Here is a 24,174-nt window from a genome sequence, read left to right as displayed (position 1 = left end):
ATAGTTCTTCTATATAAAAATAACGGATTCAGAGGGAAAAGTACTCTTCGGCCTCTCCAAAAATTTCACGCAGTTCCTCCATATCCCTGAATGGTCTCCTGCGCACGAGTTCCGCTGCCCTTTTCTCTCCTATTCCTGGCACAGCCCTTAGGGTTGAAAATGGAGCTTCATTCACATTTATTGGGTACTCAAGCGCCGTTAAACTCCTCTCTCCGTACCCTATGACCTTCACGTCCACATAATTTCCCACATCCCTTCCGTAAGGAAGCACCACTATGAGGGGATAGGAACCCGGCTGCCTTCCAAATGTGTAGTTTCCCCTGCGCATCTCAAGAAATACATCCCTGAGCACGGTCCCACGGGGAACTATTTTCCTGAGCATGGGAGCATCTATTTTTTCCCGCACATCCTTTCGGAACTTCCAGCATTGGTGCCTGTACTTCAACCTGAAATCGTTGCGTATGGATGCCACCTGCCTTACGTTTATTCTGCGTAGGAGGTAACCGCGATTTAATACTTCTTTCAAGAATTTGAAATTCATTGCATATGTTTCTTTTCTCTCGCCCCAGAGTCCACACAGAAAATTCAGCCCTGGCAGAAGTTTTGGCATGCCATTCTCGCCCCTATCTGCACCTATTTCATTCACAATTTTTATGGCCTCCATGACCATATCCGGCGTGGAGTTCAGGTTGTTTGCCCTTATAACCTCAGGATCCGCGCTCTCCATTCCAAAGGCTAGGACGTTGCCTGAAGTGGTGTATCTCACTATGATTTCTGTTATTCTCTCGCTTTTTTCAGGATATTGTGCAATCACCGCAGGATTGGCATTGTCCACATGCAAAACCCTATGGGGCACCTTGCTCGCCCTACTGAAAAGCTCCTCAAGGGCAGGAACATTTGGCTCCGGGACCTCCTTTTGGCCTATGCCATATGCGCGGTAGGAGTATATGCAGGTCTGCCCCCCAATGCGGAAATTCCTAACGCCCAAATTTGCAAGAATTTGCATCTCCTCCACAATATCATCCACTTCCCTGAACAGGGGCTTACCGTACAGGGGCTCTATGCAGAATGAGCATCCACCATTTATGTACCTTGGACACCCCCGGAATGTTTCAATCTCCACAACCAGGGGCTCGGGAAAATCGGGATGATACTTTACAACCTCCGCACCAAGTTTGAGCCAGCGGTTCCACTCATCAAGCCCGTGGAACCTGTGGTGCGTGAAATTCTCAGTTAGAACATCATAAAGAAGGGCATCCACATCACCCAAGGAAAGAATGTCGGCACCAACATCTGGCCTCTCAAACCTGGCAACGCTCCCACCAAAAATCTTTGTTCCTTTGAAGGATGAGAATATCTCCCTTATCTCCCGGAGGGATGCGGGATATGTACGCAGGTACTTTCCGGGCACCACGGCTCCTCCTACCGCAACAAGTATATCTCCCCTGGGCACGGCGCCGGCTCTCCACTGGTCAATGGTCATGTACTCCCATTCCACCCCTAGCTCTTTGCACACACCCACGAGTTCCCTGACGTAGGGGGAGATATAGGGGGGAACTCCGAGAATTGAGGGCTCGTCCACATAGCCATCGAGAATCACAACCTTCACAGAGAAAGAATGATGACTGGATATTTAAGCCCTCCCTTAAAACATTTAAATATTATGGGTCTATGCTCAATGGATGGGCGTGCTTCAGGTGATTGCCGCGGTGCTTATGCTCTTCTTCCTTCCCGGATACACATTCATAAACATGCTCTTTCCTAAAAGGGGAGAACTGGATCTGGAATACGATCAACTCTATCGCATAGGCCTGGGCATGGGGATGAGCATAGTGATCTCAATTTTGGTTGGGTATGTGCTCGGTTACTCCGCGCTGTTCTACGCAAATTACCTTTGGATCACGCTCCTAAACCTAACGGTTCTATTCTTCATCATAGGCTTTTACAGGGGAGGATATCCCACACTGAGAAGATGGATGGGACTGGAGAAGGAGGACAAGCACGATAAGCTCGTGCTCTTGGACACGCTTTTAAAGGAGAGAAAGAAAAAAATAAAAGAACTGGAGGAAATTGAGAGATTCATAAAAATAAATCCCAGAAGAAGGGACCAGTACGAAGAAAAACGCAAGAAGGTGCTTGAAGATATAAGAAATCTGGATGAGCAAATTGATGAACTCCGAGGTGTTGTGAATGAAATATAAGATGGTAATAGTGGTCAGGGAGGATCTCAAACTCTCATGCGGCAAACTCGCAGTTCAGGTGGCCCATGCGGCCGTAGAATGCACCCTGAAATCCAAGAAACAGAAAAATCCGCATCTGGAGGAGTGGGTGAGGGAGGGGCAGAAGAAGGTTGTTGTGAAGGCAAAAACTCTTCGGGATCTGTACGAATTGGAATTCAAGGCCAAAACCCTCGGGCTCGTGACATCCCTAATAAAGGATGCGGGACTCACAGAGATCCCTCCCGGAACGATCACATGCCTTGGGATAGGCCCTGCTCCAGAGGAAACAATTAATAAGGTCACGGGCAATTTACCCCTGCTATGAAGAAATACATAAGGGCCCTCGGTATAGACGATTCCTATTTCGTTCCCCACATCCCCGGCGAGGTTGATCTTATCGGTGTGGTTTTGAGAGCTCCAAACTACCTTGAGGGTATGCTGAGAAGGAAAATAGGGGTGGATGCCCTTGATTCCACCGACTCGATCATTGACATGCTCAACTCAAAGTATGGGAGGCAAATAAAGGTGATCTTCCTGCAGGGCATAACCTTTGGCGGATTCAACATAGTCGACATAGAAAGAATATGGGAAGAAAAGGAGATCCCCGTAATTGTGATATCGAGAAAAAACCCGGATTTGAAGGCCATGGAATATGCTCTTAGAAAGCATTTTGAGGACTGGGAATACAGAATGAAACTGTTGAAAAAGCACAAAATTGAAAGAATACAAAACGGAGAATTTGAAATATATGTGCAGCGTGTGGGCATTTCCATGGACGAGGCAATGAAAGTAATTAGATCATTCACCGTCAGGGGCGCAATTCCAGAGCCCTTGAGAGTGGCTCACCTCATCGCCTCTGCCCTGCACTTTGGCGAGTCTAGGGGGAAGCCATGAGCCTTTTCTCGTAGAGGGATAGGATAATCGGTGTGATTATCACAGTTAGAAGGGTGACGAGCACCACGGAGGCAAATAGGGTTCCGTTGATTATTCCCTTCTGATATCCCAGGGAGAGAAGCACCAACTCCAGTGCTCCACGGCCACCCATTGCAATGCCCACAAAATGGGCCTCCTTCATTTCTATTTTTGAGAGATACGCTCCTGTCCCACATCCAAGCCATTTACCTGCAAGAGCACCGATTGTCAGGGTAATTACCAGCAATCCCATCTCCCAGGTGATGCCAAATTCTGCAAGCACGTTACCCAGAGTCAGACCCACATATCCAAAGAACAGCGGTGTGAAAAGAGCATGGGAAAATGGCTCAATGTCTCCGATAAGATCCTCATAGGCAACCCGTCTCCGCAGCATTGGCCCAACCTTGGAGCCCCATTTTCCAATAATCAGTCCTGCTATATAAGCACCAATTACAACCTGGAGTCCGGTGTACTGGGCTATCAGACCAAGAAGCAGGGAGAAGAGTATGGTAAAGGTTAGAAGGACCTTCTCTCGCTGTGGGCCACTGCCAATCAATTTGTCTATCACCTGATAGCGCTCAAGGAGATAGGGCACAAGTAGAAGGAAGACCACCAAAAACGCTATTACACTTAATGACAGAACGAATATGGAGGAGAGTGTGACCTCAGAGCCAAGGGTAATAGAACCCACAACTCCAATAAGAAAAACAGCCACTATATCGTCCACAAAGCTGGCTCCCATTATAACGGCCTGAATGTCCTTGGAAACTTTGCTCTTAATCAATATGTTGGCACAGACCTCCACCGCAGTGTTTGAGAGGATCACGCTTATAAAAAGAGAGGCTTCCAAACTAACGTTGAAAATATGTAAAATCGTAAAAATTATGCCCATTGAAAACACGACACCCATCACACCAATCAGTATGCTCTTGTACTTGTGCTCGTTGAATGCCCGGAAATCTGTGAGCAGTCCAGAGAGAAGCATGATCATAATTATACCAAACTGACTGAATATTCTTAGAATCTCATTGGGGTACAGAAACCCGAGAAACAGGGGACTCAGAAGCACTCCTCCAAGAACCTCGCCAATCATACTCTGAAACTTGTACCTAACGAAGAGCAAACCAAGTGCACGGCCAAGAAAGATAAGGAGAATCAGGGAGAATAAAAAGTCGTTTATGCTCATCAAAATCACTGGATATAATAGTAATCCAGCGCTCGGTATTTGTTCTCGCGCCTTTTCTTCTCAAGATAATGATATATTGTTGCATGCTTGCTTCCCCGGAGGAGCATCTCAACTGCATGCTTGGCCGTTTCAATCTGGGTATAACTTCCTATTATGGCCACGGAATACCCGTAGATTGAAAGGGACGCACCACTCAGTTCTTCTATTATTCTCCTCGTCTTCCCATTTTTGCCTATTATTCTTCCCCTGAGAACACGGATCCTGTTCTCTCTCTTCCCTGCAAACTCCTTGATATCAATTACCTCAAAGTAAACATCCTCATTGAATATGCGCCATGCACGCTCCGGAGAGAATCCACGCCCGACTGCCATTACGAAATCTCTTACCTTCAAAGCCATAAGAGGATCCCCTGAGGATTCATCTATGACCACATCCCCCTCCCTGGAATCTATTTCCATCTTAACCCCTGATATGCTCTCAACCCTTTTCTTTACTTCCCCATTCCTTCCGATCAAAGCTCCTATTCTGGATTTGGGAATTTTCACGTACATCATTTATACCACTCCCACCTCATGGGCCAGTTCTTTAACGCTCATATTCACCCCCAATTTTTTGAACACGCGGACCATATTCTTCAGGTCTCTAAGCAAGAGTTCATCTGCCAGTGGATGATCAAGCGGAACCGCCTGGGCCACATCTATGATGTATGGCCTATCTCTCCATATGAGTATATTGTACTCGCTCAGATCCCCATGAACCAGACCCACATGGTACATTTTCTTCATCTCTTGAATTATCTCGTATACCATCTCCTTTTTAACACTTTCCATCACATCCTTTAGGAGCGGTGCGGGCATACTATCATCGCCTATGTAGTCCATGACTATTATGTTCTTCCACCTGTCAATGGGTCCGGGGACATTCACTCCTCCATTTCTGTAATCCTTCAAATTTCTGAACTCCTTCTGGGCCCAGATAAGAATTATGGTATCCTTTGTCTTGTGAATGTGAGCAAATCGGTCGTCTCCATCTATGAATCTCGAGAGTCCACGATAATTTGCAGTGGTCATCCTGTAAACCTTTATGGCAATGTATCCCTCTTTACCCACGCCCCTAAAAACATCACCCTCCTTACCTGTGGATATGGGAAATTCAACCTCCCTTATGGTGCCCCTTTTGAGAAGTTTGTAAAATGCTAGAAGAGTGCGCCTGTCAAAGACTCCATCGTAGGTCTTCCTATCCTCCATACCCTTTTCCCTTTTTTCCCTGCGATACGGCAGAATTTTTTCATAGAGAAAATCCTCAATATCCTCTCTCATTTCCCGAACACATCCAGAAGCTCAGGAAGCTTTCCATTTCTGCTCAGATAACTTGCCTGAGTTCTCGTATACCGGTAAATAACATCGGCCTTCTCATCCTGAAAATCCCAGGGCCTTATTACTACAAGATCCCCCTCCTTGATCCACATTCTCCTCTTTATCTTCCCGGGTATGCGAGCCATTCTGGACTTACCATCAGCACACATAACTATCATCCTGGAACCGCCCAATATCTTATCAACTATGGCAAACATCTCACCCTTGTTCCGATCGGGCAGCGGAACTCTCGTTACCTCTTCACTCACGCATTATCACCTTTCAAGCAATTATCCAACATCTATATAAATTTATCGGAATTATTTTTGAAAAAAGAGGGTTAACGAAGCATTAAATCCGCATATGCGCTCAAGGCAGCCAGAGCTCCCTGACCTGCGGCTATGATTATCTGACCGGCATGGCCTGTGACATCTCCGGCAGCATAGATGCGTGGCACATTTGTGCGCATATCCAGATCCACCTTTATATAACCCCTTGAATCAGTTTCGACCCCAAGTTTTTTGGCAAGATCACTGATGGGTATTAGACCCACGTATATGAACACCCCATCAACATCCACACTGTGCTCCTCTCCTGTGGCACGATCCTTGTAAACAACCCTTTCAACCTTATCGCTTCCCTCGATGGAGGTAACTTGAACGTTTGTGAGATAGGATATACCCCTCTCTTCAATTATCCTCTGGTACGCCTTTTCGCACATGTAATGGGGCATGTACTCGAGCACCAAGGGCTCGACGCCAATATCCTTGAGGTATATGGCCGCTATTGCACCTGAATTGCCACCGCCTATAACGGCCACCTTCTTACCCCTAAAGAAGTATCCATCGCAGGTAACGCAGTAGGATACTCCTTTTCCGAAAAACTCCCTCTCACCGGGCACACCCAGGGTTTTGTGGGTTGTTCCCGTGGCGAATATTATTGCCTTGGCATTGTACTCTCCCTTCTCCGCCTTTATGTGGAATAACTCACCCTCCTTTGTTATATCCCGCACCTCGTTTCTCTCAGAAATCTCAAGATAATCCACAGCATGCTCCTTGAACTCCTTCACAAGGTCCTCACCTTTTATTCCCTTGAATCCGAGGTAGTTCTCCACGAATGGTGCTTCCTCTGCAAGGCCCCCAGCATTACCTTTATCAATTATTATGGCCTCAAGCCCTGCACGGGTTGCGTATATTCCAGCACTCAAACCTGCGGGACCTCCTCCTATTATGGCCAGATCCACATCCTTGCTTTCCCTGGCCCCTGTGGGAAGCACAAATCCAAAATTCATGGGTCTCACCTCGTCTTCTCATAGGCCTGGACAACGTAATCTATGTACTGCTCATCGGGATACGCACCTATGAACTGTACATCCTCATTTATCACAATATGGGGCACGCTCATAACCTTCCACCTATCGGCCCATTCGGGAAACTCCATGGCCTCAACCATCTCTCCGGTTATGTTCTCATTCAATATGGCAAATCTATGGGCTGTGCGCACCGCCTTGGGACAGTACGGACAGGTGGGCGTGACGAATATCTGAATTGTAACGGGTTTATCTATCTTTTCAAGTTTCATTTTGACCTCATCGCTGACCTCCGCGGTTCTGCGTGACACATCCGCTATGTCCTCAATCATTGAAGAGAACTCGTAGCCTGAGGGAAGACCCACGTACCTTATGCGCCCTCCATACCTATCCTTATCGGTAATGACAACCGTTGGAGCATGCTCAAGACCATATTCCTTGGCGAGATCATCCCCAATTCTGTGCTCCTCAAAATGAATCAATGGATGCAGTTCGGAAACCTCTTGGGCAATGGCAGTGGCAACGCTGCAGTACTGACAGTTATCTCCCACAAACACGAGAAGGTAAACATCCTCCTTCAAATTCTTGTCGAATTCTCCCTTCAGGTATTTTTTATCCTCATCCCTTATATATCCCATCATAACCACCTTGTTGTGGGTATGAGCGCTCATATAAAAATATTTGCGGTACAAAAATGTGGAATTAACGTAAAAATTTTAAGGTTTGGAGGGATATCAACTTGGAGGTGAGAAAATGGATCTGAAGGGAAAGGTTGCCCTCATAACCGGGGGAGATAGAGGAATTGGAAGGGCCATAACGCTGGCGCTGGCAGAGAGGGGATGCAATGTGGCCATAAATTACAGGAAAAACAAGGAAGATGCAGAGAGAACAAAGAACTTGGCGGAGAAATATAGAGTGGGAGCAATCACCGTGCAATTCGATGTATCAAACAGAAATGAGGTCAAAGAAGGCGTGAAGAATATAGTTGATCATTTTGGGAGAATTGATATCCTCGTGAACAATGCAGGAGTACTTGGAAACAAGCACAGATTCAGCGAGATAGACGATGAAGAGTGGGACAAGGTGCTCAACGTGAATCTCAAGGGCGCGTTCATGGTAACCCAGGAAGTGGTAAAATATATGAAGAAGGGAAAAATAGTAAATCTGGCTTCAATAGCCGGAAGGAATGGTGGAACTGTGGGGGTACATTATGCATCTTCCAAGGCAGGAATAATCGGGCTCACATTCGCACTCGCCTCCCAGCTTGCACCGGATATACTTGTAAACGCGGTTGCTCCTGGACCTGTGGATACGGAGCTCTTGAGTGAGGAGAAGAAAGAGCAGCTTTCAAAACTCACACCCCTTGGAAGAGTGGCCAAACCAGAGGAGATAGCCCACGCAGTGATATTCCTGCTCGAAAACGATTACATGAACGGCACAGTGGTGGATATAAACGGGGGAAGGTATATGCTTTGATTTTTTTCATATTTCGTAAAAAAGTTTATATTTTCCAGTGCAAAGGGTTATCCATGAATCGTGGATTGAAAATCTCCATGGCTCTGTCCCTCTTCATAGCCATAGCGTTCTTGATTTTAACAATCACAAACGGAACACCCCTTGGATTTAGCATATGCTTTACAGTATACTTCTTTGTTGGATTCACAGTACTTTTCTATCTCTCCTACATTGCCGCAAAAATAATCAGGGGTGTGGAGACGGAGATGTGGAGACTGCTCAAATGATTCCCATCACACATCATTTCCAGCTGACCAGTATTATCTCAAGTTCTATGAGGATCACCATAAAACTGAATACTACATGAAAAACGAAGGAAATGATTACACAACCCATGGAGTATACTTCGGAGATAAATTAAAATTCCAGAAAAAACTCCATTCGCTATGAACCCGAAAAACAAGTTGGTTAAGGAATTGATAGACGCCCTGCTGGAAAGGGAGCCGGAAATGCAATACACATACTGGGCATTGTTTATAAACATAGATGAAAACAGAATACCTCTTCATCTTCCGGATGATAATCCAGAGGAACTGTGGAGATATGCGCATTCCATTGTCTCAAATTTTGGGATATCCTCCAGCATGGTTATCCTCCTAGTTGGTCCTGAAGGCAATGTGCTCAAGAGAATGACCACATTCCAGAGGCACGAAACCGCAAATCCTATAAAGATAGAGGGTGGAAGGTACAAGGTTGTTAAAAAAGTGGACAATACGGAATATATAATAAACACCTTCGACACAGTTCCAAAAGCCAAGGAGTGCTTCCTCAGCATCTTGAACTTTGTAGCGCCCAAAAACGACAGAGGTTATGTGATAGAAGATGAATGGGGCAATGTGGTGGAAACAGATGAGGGTTATACAAGTGAAAATTCAAATGGTAAATCAGACGGAGAAATGGATTTTATGGATCTGCTGGCTGATGAGAACTTTACAGAGGAGCCACGCACTCCGTTTGATGACTTTTTCGTCGTCGATTACGATGATTCAATAATTCCAGAAGGAAGTATATTTGACGAGGAGGATGATCCATTTATGGATGATCCCTTTATCAGGAGTGGTGGTCAAGGATTATTCACCGTGTGGCTGGAAGAAAACGAGGAAGGAGAGTACCTTCACATAATCACCACAACCGGCTTTCGCACATTAATAAACATAACCAACAAGAGGGGTTATCTAGTAGGACTCCTGGATAGGGACCAGAAGAACTTTGAATATGAAATAATCGATGGAGACGAGGAGGAAATAGTGGTAGAATCCATGGAAAAATTTGGGGACGAGCCAGATGATATATGGGCAATAATAGTGGTTGACCTCAAGAAAATAAAAATCATTGCTATGGGAAGAAAATGGTAATTGGCTTGGGAGTGGGGGCACTGGGATTTGCATTCCGTGCTCCCCACTGTACGTGATTAGCGGACGCTCTACAATTGAGGAGAAGGGGCTGAAATCCAGGGCATTTCTCCGGGAGGTGATAGGGTGGTTGGAACGTAGTCACCTGGCCACGAACATCCCTTTTGAAGAGCACATTCGGAGGGGCTGGAAATGAGGATCCTGGTTCTCTGGAGCGGGAGGGTGAGCAAGAACACCCACAGGATCATCTTCGAGTACCTGGTATCCCTGGCCTACGAGAGCAGAACACACATAAGGCTCCTGAAGGGCGGAACCCTGGAGAGCCTGGACAGGATGAGATTCCTGTGGCTGGACGTTGAGGGCAACGTTGATCGGTTCCTGGAGCGGGTAAGGGAGAACTACACAGTGTACAGGGAGGTGAGATGATCCTGTTCTACCTCTTCCTGGAGGATGGCTCAGTGAGAAGGGCCAGATCCCGGGAGGAGGCAATGAGGATCCTGTGGAATTGCGGGTGGATGGCGTGGGTGATATGAACCTCTCCCAGGCAGTATGGAGAGTCATTCGGGACAGGCCAGGAACGATCTTCACCCCAAAAACCCTTCAATACGAGGCCCTGAAGAGGGACATCTCGCTGAGTTATGAGTACGCAAAGAAGATACTCCAGAGACTCCACAGGAGAGGATTTCTTGAACGCATCTCCAGGGGCGAATATATTTTTTCACCCAGAGGGGACAGGAGAAATCATCAGTGGGGACGGATGGGGACACGCCCGGGGGGTGGAAATCATCCAGAGGATATGGGGAAAACGGCGGACTCTCCGGGCAGAAGGGGACACCCCAGAGGATTTCTTTCAGAGAGATCATTTCCCATAAGGAGGCAGGTATTCTTCATCTTCTGGAACAACAGGAGGCCCATGAGCATAAGGGAGGTTCACCTTCTCGTGAGGGAATCAAGGGGCCAGGCAAATTACCGATCCGTGCAGTCAGCCATCAATCATTTCAGACGTATGGGAATCCTGGAGAGGAGGAGAAGGGGAGTTTACTTCATTGGTAACTGGGACCTGGCGAGATCCTATTTTGAATGCGAGGTTGAAGGGACACCCCCAGGGGATGTGGATCATCCTCACAGCTCCAGGGAGATCATAACGGTGAGGCACCACTTCCGCATAAGGAGGGCAGTACCGCTAACCCGTGAGGAGTTCCAGAGGGTATCCCGTTACATCTGGAGCAGGGAGCCCGTCGTGGAATACGTGAATGGTGTGTACATTGAGGCACGTCCAACGGGAGATGGGGACAGGAGCCATGGGGTGAGGCTCATCACTCCAGGAGCAACGTTCCACATAACCTACTCCTACAGGAAGGGACAGGCAAAGGTGATGATCTACCCAAGGGGAAGGGGTTCCTGGACCCACTACGCAAGCACCATATTCGGGGAGAATTTCACCAGGAGGGCCATACGGATCGGCATATCCTCCCATTTCGGGCTGAACCTGGACGAGATAACAAAGGTGCTGTGGGAGGGTGATACCATAAGGGTCACCGTGAACAGGAGCGATTTCGGGGCCTCCGGGGATCTGGAGTTTGAGGGGATAAGCGATGAGGGGGCAGAGTACGTGAGGAGAAGGGTACTTGGAGAGATTGAGGGCATAGCCAGGGAGGTGGACATCCTGGAGAGCCTGAAGAGGGCCATAGGCGAGCTCTCGGCCCACATATACATGCTTGAAAGGGATAACTCCAGGGAGCAACTCCAGGAACTGAGGAGGGAGGTGGAGAGGATAAGGGAGCATGTTGAGGAGCATTCCAGGGCCCTTGCCCTGATACTGAGGAGCATCAACATCTGGAGAAACTCCGGGGAGGTTGAGGGCTATGCGTAGGTGGTACGAGAGGCTGGCCCATTTCCTGGCCGGAATAATAACCGCGGCCGCATCCGTCCAGGGCTGGCTCCTGGGGCTCTTGCTTTTCTCCACATTCATCATATACGAACTGGATGAGGACCTGCACCTCGGAGATCTGGCCTTCGTGGACATCCGGGACTATGCCCTGGGACTCTACACGGCATCCCTGCTTCTCCTTCTCTTCAGATGATCCCTGCCGAATGCTCCGAAACAACACCGCTTCAACTCCGCATTGCAGGCCACAACGTAGGGTGATTTGGAGGTAAGTAAACACATAACAATGACCAAGTTTATATTTTCTGTTTACATATCTTCCCGTGGGGTGATGGAATGAAGTGGAGAAGCCTGATAATATCGGAGGCATCGGGAGCCCTTGGGAAGGAGATCGTGTTCTCCCGGTGGAAGGGGAGGAACTACCTGAGAAAACTCGTGAAGCCGGCGAATCCCAGGACGGCCAGGCAGATGGCCCTGAGGGATTCCTGGAGCAGGATAGTTCGCCTCTACCAGGTGCACGGCGTGAAGGCCAGGGACGAATGGAACAGGAAGGGAAGCAGCGTGAATCCTCCCATAAGCGGGTTCAACCTCTACATAGCCGAGGGGAGGAAGAGCTGGATAAGGGCCCAGGTGCAGGGATCCGAGAGCCCACAGGTCAGGGTATCCTACCATCTTGGATTCTCACCCGTGGACGCCCGCATATACAGGTACTGCCTCCAGGACGATACCTGGGAGGACGTAACTCCCGAATCCCTGGACGGAGAAGGCGAGTTCCTGGACGGTGGAGTGGAGCAGGGCAAAACCTACACCTATTTCCTGGCCGATGGAAGTGTTTTGAAGGAAGGTGATCAGGGACCGCAGCCCTACCAGGTTGTGACCTCCTACTATCCGGACCTGGAGAGCGGTGTGGCCGTGGAGGCAACGGTGAGCCTGTGATGAGGAACGATAGCAGGGTGAAGATCTCGGCCATAGCAGCCATAACGATCCTGGAGGCCCTGGCCCTGACCATAGGGCACATTGACGGCGCGGTGCTCTCCAGCGTGGTGGCAGTAATCGCAGCCCTGGCCGGGTACGAGATGGGAAGGTCCAGGGGGTGATCTCATCAACTACTTTCCATTTTTTGAGGTCTTCAATAACCATGGTTCCACGCTAGCAACATACGCCAAATTCGGGAAAGGAGACCATATTTCAACCGCTTGCACGGCTGTGTCCCTGGGGTGAATCAATCAAACTCCGCACAGAACCTGTGGGCGAGGCGTACAGGAACATCCCCGCCCTCAAAGGGATACATGGCAACTATCTCCCCGGGAACGCTGTATTTCTCCATGAAGAATTTCAACCCGGAGACCTCCCTCTTAACCGTTTTTCCATCCCTGGCCTCGTAGGTGACGTTCAGAACCTTAACCGGTTTCAAATTATCGCAGAGTACGAAGTCCACCTCCCTTCCGTTCTTGCCAAAGCACACATCGTACCTGCTCCGCAGGTGAAGGTACACGGCGTTTTCAAGCACCCTGCCAGCATCCTCCGATGCCCTTTTTCCGAGGGATACGAATCCCACATCTGACGCGTAAACCTTCTTTGCATAACCCTCCTGGGATTTTATGGATGGAGAGTACTTCCTCACGATCTCAAGGAGGTATGCGTTCTCCAGATGCGCCAGGTACTCCCTCACGGTGACCTCATGCCTTATACCCGTGATCTCCCTCAGGGACCTGTACGAGAACTCCTTTCCCACGTTGGACAGGAGAAACATGGCCATTGTTCTTAGCGCTTCTGGATACTTGATGTTTTCACGGCCCACTATGTCCCTGTATATGATCCTGTCCAGGTAATCCCTGAGCAATCCCGTGTTGCCCGTCAGCACCACCCTTGGAAATCCACCAGTGCGGAGATACTGCTCAAAACTGCTTCTCTCAACCCTCACATTCCTGAACCTCAGAAACTCGGAATAGAGGAGGGGCCGCACGTGGAATGTTATCGTTCTTCCCACCAGGGCCGTGGAGTAATCGGACCGCAGCAACCGGGAATTGGAACCCGTTACGAATATCTTGTACCTCTTATGTGCCCGGTGTGCGAACTTCTCCCAGCCCGGAACCTCCTGGACCTCGTCAAGATAGATGATCCTTGTTTTCATCTCATCCGCGATGCCGGTTATCTTCTCAAAGTCCTCAAGGGTGAAGTCGTAGAGGCGCTCATCTTCAAAGTTCACGTACAGCCCGCCATGCTTCCTGTAAAGTTCAAAGAGCAGGTACGTCTTTCCTGCACGCCTCACTCCCGTTATTACGGTTATTTCCTCCATGTCGTATGTGTCCTCAACGTACCTGGTTATGTTCCTCCCTATCACCCTCTCCTTCCGTATTATTTCGTCCCAGTACGAAACCACATCCAGCAGCACATCCTTTGAGGTCACGTGCATCAATACCGCATCATTCTATATTAAATTTGCTCACTGCACTGAGCATTTTTCTGTGAATTTGCTCAGTTGAGTGAGTGATTTTGTTTTCCTGGATGCGTTTCCATTTCAGTTCTCCGGAAGTAATGGAGATTTTATGGATAACTGCAGCTCTGGCAGAAGCAGGATACGCGGTGGTGGGCAAGGAAATGATTTATTTTCTTATTTTTTGTAATCTCGTAGTAAGGTTTTTATCTCTCAAACCCATTGCAATTCTGATGAGTTGCGCATATTGCCGGTATTCTATGGATGAAGAGAGATTTAATAGGTATGTGGGGTGAAAAAATGACTGAAAAAGATATAAACTTTGAGAGCAAACTCTGGAAAGCCGCAGATAAGCTCAGAAAGAAGGTTGAAGTTCACGAATATAAATATGTGGTTTTAGGTCTGATCTTTTTAAGGTATGTTTCATTTGCTTTTGAAGAGAAGCGGAAAGAGATTATAAATAAAACTGATAGAGGACTTCTTGATAGATTCATGGATGATATTTTGGAGGATAAAGATGCATATCTTTCAGAGGGTGTTCTGTATGTACCAGAGAAGGCAAGGTGGAATTACATAAAGAAAAATGCAAATCAGCCAAATATAGGGGAGATTCTGGATGAGGCAATAGAAGTTCTGGAAAAGGAATACCCCAAACAACTAAAAAATGTTATTCCAAAGATATACACAAAGATTAACCTAAGTCCAGATGATCTTGCTTACCTTATAAATGTCTTCTCCACAATTGATTTTGGTGACGGGCATAAAGGAAAAGATATCTTCGGGAGGATATATGAGTACTTTCTGGGGAAGTTTACCGAGGCAGAGGGAAAGAAAGGTGGAGAGTTCTACACCCCAAGAAGTTTGACGAGGCTTATAATTGAAATACTTGATGTCAAAGAGGGAAGAATATTTGACCCTGCCTGTGGAAGTGGTGGTTTCTTTGTTTCTGCCCTTGAAAAGCTTGAAAGAGAAGGCAGAGAGAAAGCTTTGCTTTCCATATACGGGCAGGAGTCAAAGGAATTTGTCTGGAAAATAGCAAAGATGAACCTCGCAATAAGGGGAGCTGAAGGAGATATCAGAGTTGGAGATTCATACCATGATGATAAATTCCCGGATTTACGAGCGGATTATGTGGTTTCAAATCCGCCCTTTAATGATAGCGGCTGGGGTGCGGATAAGGTTAAGGAGGACGATCCAAGATTTAAATATGGTATTCCACCGGATAATAACGGCAACTATGCATGGATTCAGCATTATATTTATCATCTTGCGCCGAACGGAAAGGCTGGATTTGTTATGGCAAATGGTGCCTTGTCTGGAGGAGGTGTTGAGGGAAAAATCAGAAGAAAGATAATTGAAGATGACCTCGTGTATGGAATAATTGCCACTCCAGCCAAGTTGTTTTACACAGTATCTTTACCGGTGTCTTTGTGGTTTTTAAGGAAATCCAAGCCCGATCACATGAAAGGAAAGGTTCTGTTCATATACGCCAAGAAGATGTTCAAGCAGATTTCACGCAGGCAGGTTGTTTTCACAGAGGAGCATATAGCAAAGATGGTGGAAAAGTTCAGGTTATTTGAGGAAGGCGCTGATGAGGAAGAGATAAACGAGGTTGGATTTGCCAAGGTTGCCACGCTTGAAGATATTAAAAAGAATGGCTGGGTTCTAACACCTGGGCGCTATGTGGGAATAAAGATTGAAGATGACGGCGTGCCATTTGAGGAAAAGATGAAGGAGTATTCCCGTGAGCTGGCAGTCCTGCTGAGGGAGGAGAAGGAGCTCACGGAGAAGGTAAAAGAGGTTTTTAAGGCGCTGGGCTGGGAGGTGTGAGTATGAATATGAAACTAAAACAAGTGGTTGAAGAGGTAAAAAAAGGTTCTATCGTTTTACCAGATTTTCAAAGGAATTTTGTATGGGGGCCAGAGGACGTCAGGCAACTTTTGGTATCAATCTTTGGCGGATATTTCATAGGTTCATTGCTATTTTTAGATTCATTATATAACGAAAATATACCTTTTGCTGTAAGATTGATAAGAGGAGTCGAGAGTATAACTCACAGTAATAAAATAAGTAACCTTGTGAAGATTGTACTTGATGGACAGCAGAGAATTACTGCACTATTTTATGCATTTTATTCTCCAAAAGTACCTATAAACCCCACTAAAAAACATCCACATATTTTTTATATTGATATTTTACGGGCACTAGACCTTTTCAAAATAGAGAAAAAGAAATCTGAAAATAATTTGGATTATGGGTGGGATGATATAATTTATACCATTAGCTTAGCAAACAAAAAAAAGATAAAAGAATATGCAAATAGTAAATATGTAATCCCAGTATCATCTTTTTATGACTTAAATGAATTAGTTAGAATATTTAATAATGATGATAAAATAAATATAGCAGATCTTGTAGAATTCCATAACAGAGTAATAGAAAACTATGAAATTCACATAGTTTCTTTGCCAAAAGATACTACATTAGATAAAATAGTTGAAACCTTTGAGAGATTAAACAAAACGGGTATGCCTTTATCTATTTTTGATTTAGCTACCGCAAGGTTATATAAATATAACATTAACTTAAGGAATCTTTTAAAGGATGCTGGTAAGAAATTCTCATTTGTAGATGCATTAAAACCAGAGACCATCTTAAAAGTTATAACTCTTATAAGAGAAAGAGAACCTGCCAGACGAAATTTGTTAGAAATTGACCACAATGATTTTGAAATAGATTGGTGGAGAGCTTGTGAATTTTTAGAGAAGGCATATATAAAAATCACAGATATAAAAGACGGATATGGTGTAGTAGATTTTAAAAAATGGGCTCCATATTCGTCTATAATTGTTCCTGTAGCAGCGTTACTTGAGTTTCTAAATAAAAATCACTTAGAAGATGTATCTTCCTATTCCAAAATAGATATTTTCTATTGGACTTCCGTCTTTTCCAACCATTATGAGCATTCTGTGGATTCAATAACTTACTCTGATTATAAATCTATGAAAAAATGGATTAATACAGATAAGATGCCAGAGTTCATTAAAAACTTTGATGTGAATAGTGTTGATTTAGATGTCTCTACTGCATCCTCTGCTATATTCAGAGGTATTATTAATTTAATTGTGTTGAAGGGGGCATATGATTTTAAGACAGGTCAACCACCACAGTTTGCAATACCTCAAAGCAAAATTCAAATAGATCACATATTCCCTAAAAGTATATATGGGAACTATAAAGATAAAGATGGAAATATCATAGATATAGATCAAATTGCAAATAGAACGCTAATAACTACAAATCAATCCAAATCAAACAAAAAACCATCGGAGTATTTCTCAGATTTACTAAGACAACATGGGAGAGATAAGCTTATTGAAATATTATCAACACATATTATACCTGAAGAAGGATTAGATTATCTTCTACAAGATGACTTGGAAAATTTCTTGGCTGTAAGAAAAAAGGCAATAAAGAAAGAAATCATAAAAAGGATTAATGAGGGGGTATAAACCATGAGAAAAAAAACTAAAAAGATCCATGTAAATCCACAAGTTCTCAAAACTTTACGAGAGAATAGTGGCTACTCTATTAAAGATGTGGCAAAGAAACTCAAGGTATCTGAGGAAAAAATAAAAAAAGTGGAAAGAGAAGAGGATGATTTCACACTAAACCAAATCAAAAAACTGGCGGATATTTACAAGGTTCCCCTGGCTGCCTTTTTCAGCGAGGAAGTACCGCATCTTCCGTCTCTTCCTGATTACAGGGTCAATAGAGAAAAGAAAGTACCGCCTTCTGTGAATCTTGCAATTCGTAGGGCAAAATATCTATCTGATATGATATACGGAATAAGCGGTAGAAAGACAACACTCCCAAAATTTCCAAGAGATCTAAGTGCGAAAGAACTTGCAGATAAATTGAGAAAATATCTGAATTCAGAAGCTCCTCGAAGAGTTGCACCAACTAAGATACTTGATTATTACAAAAAAATTGTAGAAGAAAAGCTCAATGTTATCGTGATAGAGTACCCATTAAAGGCGGATGATGTGAGGGGATTTGTTATAAAAGACAAACTCTCTGTGATCGTGCTAAATGAGAGTGATGAAGCCACCGTTAAACTTTTCTCACTGTTCCACGAATTAGGACATCTGCTAAGAGATGAGATGGGGATATGCTCCATAACTATGGAAGAGGAAAAAGATGTGGAAAGATACTGTAACCGATTTGCCGCGGAGTTTCTCATGCCCGAGGATGAGTTTAGAGAGATGATAAGCAGGTACGGAAAAGATTACGAGTCGCTCAGAAAACTGCAGCGGATTTTTGGAGTGAGTATCCATGCTATGATGATCCGTTTGCTCAATCTGGGGCTTATCTCCAGAGAGGAATACGAGGCATTCAAAAGGAATGTGCCAGAATATAAGAAAAGTGGAGGTGTTAAAAACTGGGAAAGCACATTCAGAAACAGAGCTGGTCATCTGGCAATTGAGGAGGTCTCAAAAGCCCATAAAAGGGGGGATCTGTCTTTCTACGAGGCCATGCGAATACTTGGCGTGAAGCTCAAGTATGCTGAAAAGTTAATAGGGTGAGCATGTGGTACAGCCGCTGATAGGAATAGAAAGAATATTCGTCATTGATACCAGTGCACTTATAGACATGAAGAGATGGTATCCTCGCGAGGCCTTCCCAGAACTGTGGGAGAAAATAGAGAGGATGGTCAATGATGGTGAGATTATAGCTCCTCAGGAAGTGCTATATGAAATTGAACGGGGCGATGATGAGCTAAAAGAATGGTGCAAAGAGAATGCGAAGATGTTTGTGGATGTGGATTATCAAATGATAGAAGTATTTAACAAAGTGAGAGATAAATACGATAAAAAAGAATGGGAAAAGCACAGTGAAGAAGAGTACTGGGCGGACCCATGGGTGATATCACTTGCGGTCTCAACAGAGATAATAAAAGACGTGGGAAAAGAACATCCAGTCATCGTGACAAGTGAGAATCAGGTAAAGCCAAATAAGATTCCCACTATTGCGCGGGAATTTGGTATTGAATCAATAAATGTGCCTCAGTTTATGAAGGAGATTTTAGGTGGTGGGAATGGATAAGGTTTTGGAAAGAGTTAAAGGCTGGAGAAAATTAGCAAAAAACATAGATGATGATTTTATAAAGTTTATTGTTGAATATATTGCCTTTAATGCTCTAGCAAGGAAAAAGTATGGGTATATAGTTGGTGATAACACTTTAGTTGTGAATAGAGTAGGATCTGATATTCCAAAAGATCTGTTCAAAAAAGAAAATTTAGATGACTTGAAAGAGTTAATGCCACTTAAAAATGTTAGAAATGTTAAAAGAAATAGTGGAGAGAAAGAAATCAAAAAAGAGGATTTAGAAAAAGCGGAAAATGTTGTTAAAGCCATATACTGGATACGGTGTAATCTTTTTCATGGAGATAAAGAATATAACACTTCTGAAAAAGTCTATTCTCGTGATGCAGCCCTCGTTAAAGTGGGATATCAAATTTTAAAATCTTTGAATGATTGGCTAATTGAAAATCTGGATAAAAGGGAGTGTGAGCACAGATGATCAAATTCCGCCGTGAGACCCAGTTCCAGAAAACCGAAATCGGCGAGATACCGAGGGAGTGGGAGGTGAAGAAGGTTAGGGATTTGGGTAAAATAGTCACAGGAAAAACTCCCCCTACGAAAAGGAAGGAGTATTGGGGCAATGATTATCCATTTATAACACCATCAGATATTCCTGATTATGATGTTAGGTATGATTATTCTGTGGAAAGATATTTATCCAATTTGTGGGCCCAAAAATATCCTCAAATGATGATCCCTAAAAACACGATCTGTTTTGTGTGTATAGGTTCAACTATTGGTAAATTGTGTTTATCAAAAGAAGACTCTTTTACAAACCAGCAGATTAATAATATCATTGTAAAAAAAGATTATAATCCGATTTTTGTATTTTATCTTATGAGATTAAACCAGTTTAGAATAAAAGAAGAATATGGAGGGGGTGGTGCTGCAAAAGATATCATAAGCAAGTCTAAATTTGAGGAAATAGATATTTGGGTTCCCCCGCCCCCTGAGCAATCCCGCATTGCCACCGTTTTATCTTGGTTTGACGATTTGATAGAGAACAAGAAAAAGCAGAACGAGATTTTGGAGAAAACGGCAATGGCTCTTTTTAAATCTTGGTTCGTGGACTTTGAGCCGTTTAAAGATGGCGAGTTCGTTTACAGCGAGGAGCTGGGCCGGGAGGTGCCGAAGGGGTGGGAGGTGCGGCCGATTGGTGAGGTGGCGGATTTCACTAAAGGTTTGTCTTATAAGGGTACAGAGAAATTCTATGAAAAACCAAAACTTAAGTCTTTTGTTTTCATAACTTTAGACAATATATTAAGAAAAGGCGGCTTTAAGACTGAATATACATGGATTATTAGCGATAGGATTAAGAAGAGACATTATTTACAAGAAGAAGACCTAATTATGGCAAATACTGATATGACTCAAAATGCCGAAGTAATAGGAAGTCCGGCTATTGTAATATTTCCAAATGACTACAAAGAGAAAATTGGGGTGTATTCTCATCATATAACAAAAATAGCGCTTAAAAGGGAATATATGAAATGGTATGTGTATTTGTTTTTAAAGGACACTCAAAACGAGAATACCACATTCTCTACAGGAACCAATGTATTAGGGTTGGATATTAACAACTTCAAACAAAACAAGTTTATTTTACTCCCCCCTTCCCCAATCCTCCAGAAATTCCACAAGATGGTGGAGCCGCTGTTTAAGAAAATTATAATCAATGAAAAAGAGATTATGGTTTTGCGAAAGGTTAGAGATGCCCTGCTTCCGCAACTTGTGTTTGGAAAATTAAGGGTGGTAGAGATATGAAGGCGAAACTCAACGAAGATTACATGGTTGAGCAGGCGGCCATAAACTGGCTTAAAAAGTTGGGTTATGAGTACATTCACGGCTCTGAGCTTTGCCCTGAGAACGGGGAAAGAGAATCCTACAGGGATGTTATCCTGAAAAAGAGATTTGTTAAAAGTATTAAAAGAATCAATCCATGGATTGATGATAAGATCGCAGAAGAGGTTTATAAAAAAATTACCGACTTGGGCCATCCTGATTTCATAATTCAGAGCAAAATTTTTTACGATTATCTCACGCAGGGGGTTAAGGTAATAAAAGAAAAAGAAGATAGGGCAAGGCTGGTTAAACTCATTGATTTTGAGAATATAGAAAACAACGAGTTTTTAGTTGCGAATCAATTCACGGTTGAATATCAGTTTGAAAGAGGCATGCACAGAAGGCCAGATATTGTGGTTTTCATAAACGGTATTCCTCTCGCAGTGTTTGAACTAAAAAGTTTCAATGCCAACGAGACGGCAAAGGATGCCTATAATGACCACAAGACAAAGATAAAGGACATTCCGCAACTCTATATTTATTCTCAGGTTTTGGTTGCAAGCGATGGCCTTGAGACAAAATACGGCTCCACAACGAGCGACTGGGAGCGGTTCTTTGTCTGGGAAGGTATTTTTGATGATAACGATGTGGAGATTGAGCAGATAGATGATGACCACTTTAAATATGTTTACAACGGAAAGGAAATCACCTCCCTTGAACTTCTCCTGAACGGACTTTTCAGAAAGGAGCATTTCACGGAGTATTTAGAGGATTTCATCTTCTTTCTGAAGTCCGGAGAGACATACAACAAAATGATTGCCATGTACCATCAGTTTTACACGGTTAAAAAAGCCATTGAGAGAACCAAAAAATGTGTATTAGAAGGCAGAGCACCGGAGGAAAGGAGAATAGGCGTGGTGTGGCACACCCAGGGCTCTGGAAAATCCTTCACAATGCTTCTTTATGCGAGAAAGGCATTAAAAGAAAAATCACTTGAAAATCCACTACTTCTTTTCATAACAGACAGGAAAAACCTTGATGAGCAACTCTACGGGCTTTTCTCCCAGCTCAATGTTGCCAAGAAAGCAAGTACGATTAAAGATCTCCAGGAGAGCATAAAGACCTTTGCAGGCGGCATTGTATTTGCCACCATACAGAAATTCGGAAAGAAAAAACAGGAAGCGTATCCTTTCCTCACTGATAGGAGAAATATAATTGTCATTGCAGACGAAGCGCATAGAAGCCAGTACAGAGAACTTGCCCAGAATTTAAGAAAGGCCATACCAAACGCATCATTCATGGGTTTTACTGCAACACCAATAGAACTGAGGGACAAAGACACATACCTCGTGTTCGGCGAACCCATAAGCATCTACTCTATAGACAAGGCAAGAAGACATAAAGTTGTTGTGCCGATATACTACGAGGCAAGGCTCTCAAACCTGCATCTCACGAACGAGTTTATAGATGAGGAGTTTGAAGAAATCTCAGAGTTTATGGACGAGGAAGAGAGAGAAAGATTGAAAAGAAAATTTGCAAGGCTTGAAAATCTTATTATGGCTCCTGAGAGGATTAAAAACATTGCAAAAGATATTGTAGAACATTTTAACAAAAGGGTTAAAGATATCGACGGAAAGGCAATGGTTGTCACAATATCGCGTAAAGTGGCTGTGAAGCTTTACGAGGAGATGATAAAACACCCAGATGCACCACCGCTTGCGGTTGTCATGTCAGGAAATAAACAAAAAGATCCTGAGGAATTTTGGCCTCATATAAGAAATAAAAAAGAACTGGATATTCTACTCAACGATTTCAAGAATCCAGAAAAAGATCCGAAAATGGTAATAGTTGTTGATATGCTTCTTACAGGTTTTGATATCCCTTGCCTTCACACAATGTATTTTGACAAGCCCATGAAGGGTTATTCTCTAGTTCAGGCAATAGCAAGGGTTAATAGAGTATTCAAGGACAAGCCCGGCGGTCTGATCGTGGATTATATAGGGATCGCAGATAATCTGAGGAAATCGCTCCGTGTCTATACTATGGACACTGTGGATTATATTTTGAGCGACATAAACAAGATTATCACGCTAATGAAAGAAAAATACGATATAGTTGCTTCAATGTTTCACGGGTTGAATTATTCAAACTGGCAGAGTTTGCCTCCGGAGGGGCTGGCAGAACTGACCACAAAAGCGTATACAAGATTGAATAGCGACGATGCGAAAAGAAGATTTGTGAAAAACTATCTTGCTCTGAAAAAATTGTATGCCCTTGCCAGCCCGCACCCTGAGACCATCAAGATAAAAAATGATATCATGTTTTTTGAAATGATCAAAAAGATGATAGTTAAATATTCAATAAGAAGGCAGAGCGAAATCTCCAGAGACCTTGAATACGAGATAAATATGCTAATATCAAAAAGCATATCAGCGGAGGAACCTGTGGATGTATTCTCCATACTGAAGAAGGATAAGCCGGACATATCAATGCTGGATGATTCTTTTCTTGCTCAATTTGAGAAAATGGAATACAGAAATTTTGCGGCTGAAGTGCTGATGAAAATAATGAATGATCAGATCAAAGTTAGGCTTAAGAAAAATCCTATAAGATATAAATCACTATACGAGATGCTTCTTGAAATTATTGAAAAATACAATGTGAGGTTGATTGATACCTCTGATGTCATAGAAGAGCTTATAGAGATAGCGAAAGAATTGAGAAAAACCGCCGAAGAAGGAAAAACTCTTGATTTATCCGAAGAGGAAATGGCATTTTACGACCTTCTCTATTCGAAGATAGGCTCAATGGAACCTTCAGATAAAATAAGAGATATAGTTAAAAATATACTTACAGAACTTGGGCCATATATAAGGGTGGCAGATTGGAATAAAAAAGAGAACATACGAGCAAAGATAAAAATGATAGTGAAAAAATCGTTAATGAAAATGATTGACTCTAAAATATCATATAAACAGATCGATGCTATCGCTAATGAGATGCTTTCTCAGATTGAGATTATATATGCTGCAGCATAGTGTGTATATGATTATCTCCAAATCTTTACCTATTTC

26 protein-coding genes are annotated in these 24,174 nt (G+C 43.8%); 18 read left to right on the top strand and 8 right to left on the bottom strand.

What is annotated here, in order from left to right; genetic code table 11:
* Positions 1–28: 28 nt before the first annotated feature.
* Positions 29–1,609: a radical SAM protein gene (locus tag AC0S1O_RS05590; protein ID WP_475393343.1), complete on the bottom strand. Its 1,581-nt coding sequence runs from the start codon at positions 1,607–1,609 to the stop codon at positions 29–31.
* 73 nt (positions 1,610–1,682) lie between these two features.
* On the opposite strand from AC0S1O_RS05590, the gene AC0S1O_RS05585 reads away from it, so the two are divergent.
* From AC0S1O_RS05585 to AC0S1O_RS05575, 3 genes are read left to right on the top strand one after another with little or no spacing between them, the layout of a single operon-like run.
* Positions 1,683–2,201: a DUF1616 domain-containing protein gene (locus AC0S1O_RS05585; RefSeq protein ID WP_475393342.1), complete on the top strand. Its 519-nt coding sequence runs from the start codon at positions 1,683–1,685 to the stop codon at positions 2,199–2,201.
* On the top strand, positions 2,191–2,544 hold the full coding sequence (gene pth2 / locus AC0S1O_RS05580) for a peptidyl-tRNA hydrolase Pth2 (RefSeq protein WP_475393341.1): 354 nt from the start codon (positions 2,191–2,193) through the stop codon (positions 2,542–2,544). The genes AC0S1O_RS05585 and pth2 overlap by 11 nt, the downstream gene beginning before the upstream one ends.
* Positions 2,541–3,113, top strand: a complete 573-nt coding sequence (locus tag AC0S1O_RS05575; RefSeq protein WP_475393340.1) for an endonuclease dU — start codon at positions 2,541–2,543, stop codon at positions 3,111–3,113. Before pth2 ends, AC0S1O_RS05575 begins: the two co-directional genes overlap by 4 nt.
* Here AC0S1O_RS05575 and AC0S1O_RS05570 read toward each other — a convergent pair.
* The 6 genes from AC0S1O_RS05570 to pdo all read right to left on the bottom strand — a co-directional run bounded on the left by AC0S1O_RS05570 (position 3,097) and on the right by pdo (position 7,652).
* Entirely contained in the window at positions 3,097–4,317 is a 1,221-nt protein-coding gene (locus tag AC0S1O_RS05570; protein ID WP_475393339.1) for a cation:proton antiporter, read from the bottom strand. The genes AC0S1O_RS05575 and AC0S1O_RS05570 overlap by 17 nt on opposite strands.
* A gap of 5 nt (positions 4,318–4,322) precedes the next feature.
* The gene (locus AC0S1O_RS05565; protein ID WP_475393338.1) at positions 4,323–4,871 is read right to left on the bottom strand and encodes a KH domain-containing protein; all 549 of its coding nucleotides are present in this window, start codon (positions 4,869–4,871) and stop codon (positions 4,323–4,325) included.
* The gene (locus AC0S1O_RS05560; RefSeq protein ID WP_475393337.1) at positions 4,872–5,636 is read right to left on the bottom strand and encodes a serine protein kinase RIO; all 765 of its coding nucleotides are present in this window, start codon (positions 5,634–5,636) and stop codon (positions 4,872–4,874) included.
* On the bottom strand, positions 5,633–5,941 hold the full coding sequence (eif1A, locus tag AC0S1O_RS05555) for a translation initiation factor eIF-1A (RefSeq protein ID WP_475393336.1): 309 nt from the start codon (positions 5,939–5,941) through the stop codon (positions 5,633–5,635). Before eif1A ends, AC0S1O_RS05560 begins: the two co-directional genes overlap by 4 nt.
* A gap of 71 nt (positions 5,942–6,012) precedes the next feature.
* Complete coding sequence (locus tag AC0S1O_RS05550; protein WP_475393335.1) at positions 6,013–6,963, bottom strand: NAD(P)/FAD-dependent oxidoreductase; 951 nt, start codon at positions 6,961–6,963, stop codon at positions 6,013–6,015.
* A gap of 5 nt (positions 6,964–6,968) precedes the next feature.
* Positions 6,969–7,652, bottom strand: a complete 684-nt coding sequence (gene pdo / locus AC0S1O_RS05545; RefSeq protein ID WP_475393334.1) for a protein disulfide oxidoreductase — start codon at positions 7,650–7,652, stop codon at positions 6,969–6,971.
* An 82-nt stretch (positions 7,653–7,734) separates the two neighbouring features.
* Here pdo and AC0S1O_RS05540 point away from each other — a divergent pair, with 82 nt between their 5' ends.
* The 8 genes from AC0S1O_RS05540 to AC0S1O_RS05505 all read left to right on the top strand — a co-directional run bounded on the left by AC0S1O_RS05540 (position 7,735) and on the right by AC0S1O_RS05505 (position 12,833).
* Positions 7,735–8,457: an SDR family NAD(P)-dependent oxidoreductase gene (locus AC0S1O_RS05540; RefSeq protein WP_475393333.1), complete on the top strand. Its 723-nt coding sequence runs from the start codon at positions 7,735–7,737 to the stop codon at positions 8,455–8,457.
* A gap of 53 nt (positions 8,458–8,510) precedes the next feature.
* On the top strand, positions 8,511–8,723 hold the full coding sequence (locus tag AC0S1O_RS05535; protein ID WP_475393332.1) for a hypothetical protein: 213 nt from the start codon (positions 8,511–8,513) through the stop codon (positions 8,721–8,723).
* A gap of 159 nt (positions 8,724–8,882) precedes the next feature.
* Positions 8,883–9,851 (top strand): hypothetical protein, encoded by a 969-nt coding sequence (locus tag AC0S1O_RS05530; RefSeq protein ID WP_475393331.1) that lies wholly within the window; start codon positions 8,883–8,885, stop codon positions 9,849–9,851.
* A gap of 189 nt (positions 9,852–10,040) precedes the next feature.
* Positions 10,041–10,274 carry a hypothetical protein gene (locus AC0S1O_RS05525; RefSeq protein WP_475393330.1) on the top strand — a complete coding sequence of 78 codons (234 nt, stop codon included), beginning with the start codon at positions 10,041–10,043 and terminating at the stop codon, positions 10,272–10,274.
* A 103-nt stretch (positions 10,275–10,377) separates the two neighbouring features.
* Complete coding sequence (locus AC0S1O_RS05520) at positions 10,378–11,721, top strand: hypothetical protein (RefSeq protein ID WP_475394477.1); 1,344 nt, start codon at positions 10,378–10,380, stop codon at positions 11,719–11,721.
* Positions 11,714–11,932: a hypothetical protein gene (locus AC0S1O_RS05515; protein ID WP_475393329.1), complete on the top strand. Its 219-nt coding sequence runs from the start codon at positions 11,714–11,716 to the stop codon at positions 11,930–11,932. Before AC0S1O_RS05520 ends, AC0S1O_RS05515 begins: the two co-directional genes overlap by 8 nt.
* 140 nt (positions 11,933–12,072) lie before the next feature.
* Complete coding sequence (locus tag AC0S1O_RS05510) at positions 12,073–12,672, top strand: hypothetical protein (protein ID WP_475393328.1); 600 nt, start codon at positions 12,073–12,075, stop codon at positions 12,670–12,672.
* Positions 12,669–12,833: a hypothetical protein gene (locus AC0S1O_RS05505; RefSeq protein ID WP_475393327.1), complete on the top strand. Its 165-nt coding sequence runs from the start codon at positions 12,669–12,671 to the stop codon at positions 12,831–12,833. Before AC0S1O_RS05510 ends, AC0S1O_RS05505 begins: the two co-directional genes overlap by 4 nt.
* A gap of 125 nt (positions 12,834–12,958) precedes the next feature.
* Here AC0S1O_RS05505 and AC0S1O_RS05500 read toward each other — a convergent pair whose 3' ends face one another.
* A complete protein-coding gene (locus tag AC0S1O_RS05500) occupies positions 12,959–14,146 on the bottom strand; it encodes an ATP-binding protein (RefSeq protein ID WP_475393326.1) in 1,188 nt (395 codons plus the stop codon).
* A gap of 327 nt (positions 14,147–14,473) precedes the next feature.
* Here AC0S1O_RS05500 and AC0S1O_RS05495 point away from each other — a divergent pair, with 327 nt between their 5' ends.
* From AC0S1O_RS05495 to AC0S1O_RS05465, 7 genes are read left to right on the top strand one after another with little or no spacing between them, the layout of a single operon-like run.
* Complete coding sequence (locus AC0S1O_RS05495; protein ID WP_475393325.1) at positions 14,474–16,003, top strand: type I restriction-modification system subunit M; 1,530 nt, start codon at positions 14,474–14,476, stop codon at positions 16,001–16,003.
* A gap of 2 nt (positions 16,004–16,005) precedes the next feature.
* Positions 16,006–17,685: a GmrSD restriction endonuclease domain-containing protein gene (locus tag AC0S1O_RS05490; RefSeq protein ID WP_475393324.1), complete on the top strand. Its 1,680-nt coding sequence runs from the start codon at positions 16,006–16,008 to the stop codon at positions 17,683–17,685.
* A gap of 3 nt (positions 17,686–17,688) precedes the next feature.
* Complete coding sequence (locus AC0S1O_RS05485) at positions 17,689–18,759, top strand: helix-turn-helix domain-containing protein (protein WP_475393323.1); 1,071 nt, start codon at positions 17,689–17,691, stop codon at positions 18,757–18,759.
* A 4-nt stretch (positions 18,760–18,763) separates the two neighbouring features.
* Complete coding sequence (locus AC0S1O_RS05480; RefSeq protein ID WP_475393322.1) at positions 18,764–19,279, top strand: DUF4411 family protein; 516 nt, start codon at positions 18,764–18,766, stop codon at positions 19,277–19,279.
* Complete coding sequence (locus AC0S1O_RS05475) at positions 19,272–19,757, top strand: hypothetical protein (RefSeq protein ID WP_475393321.1); 486 nt, start codon at positions 19,272–19,274, stop codon at positions 19,755–19,757. The genes AC0S1O_RS05480 and AC0S1O_RS05475 overlap by 8 nt, the downstream gene beginning before the upstream one ends.
* Complete coding sequence (locus tag AC0S1O_RS05470) at positions 19,754–21,082, top strand: restriction endonuclease subunit S (protein ID WP_475393320.1); 1,329 nt, start codon at positions 19,754–19,756, stop codon at positions 21,080–21,082. Before AC0S1O_RS05475 ends, AC0S1O_RS05470 begins: the two co-directional genes overlap by 4 nt.
* Positions 21,079–24,138, top strand: a complete 3,060-nt coding sequence (locus AC0S1O_RS05465; protein ID WP_475393319.1) for a type I restriction endonuclease subunit R — start codon at positions 21,079–21,081, stop codon at positions 24,136–24,138. Before AC0S1O_RS05470 ends, AC0S1O_RS05465 begins: the two co-directional genes overlap by 4 nt.
* Positions 24,139–24,174: the final 36 nt, after the last annotated feature.

Source organism: Candidatus Aciduliprofundum sp. HYA1 (genome assembly GCF_056175085.1).
This window is presented reverse-complemented; position numbering and strand designations above follow the sequence as displayed.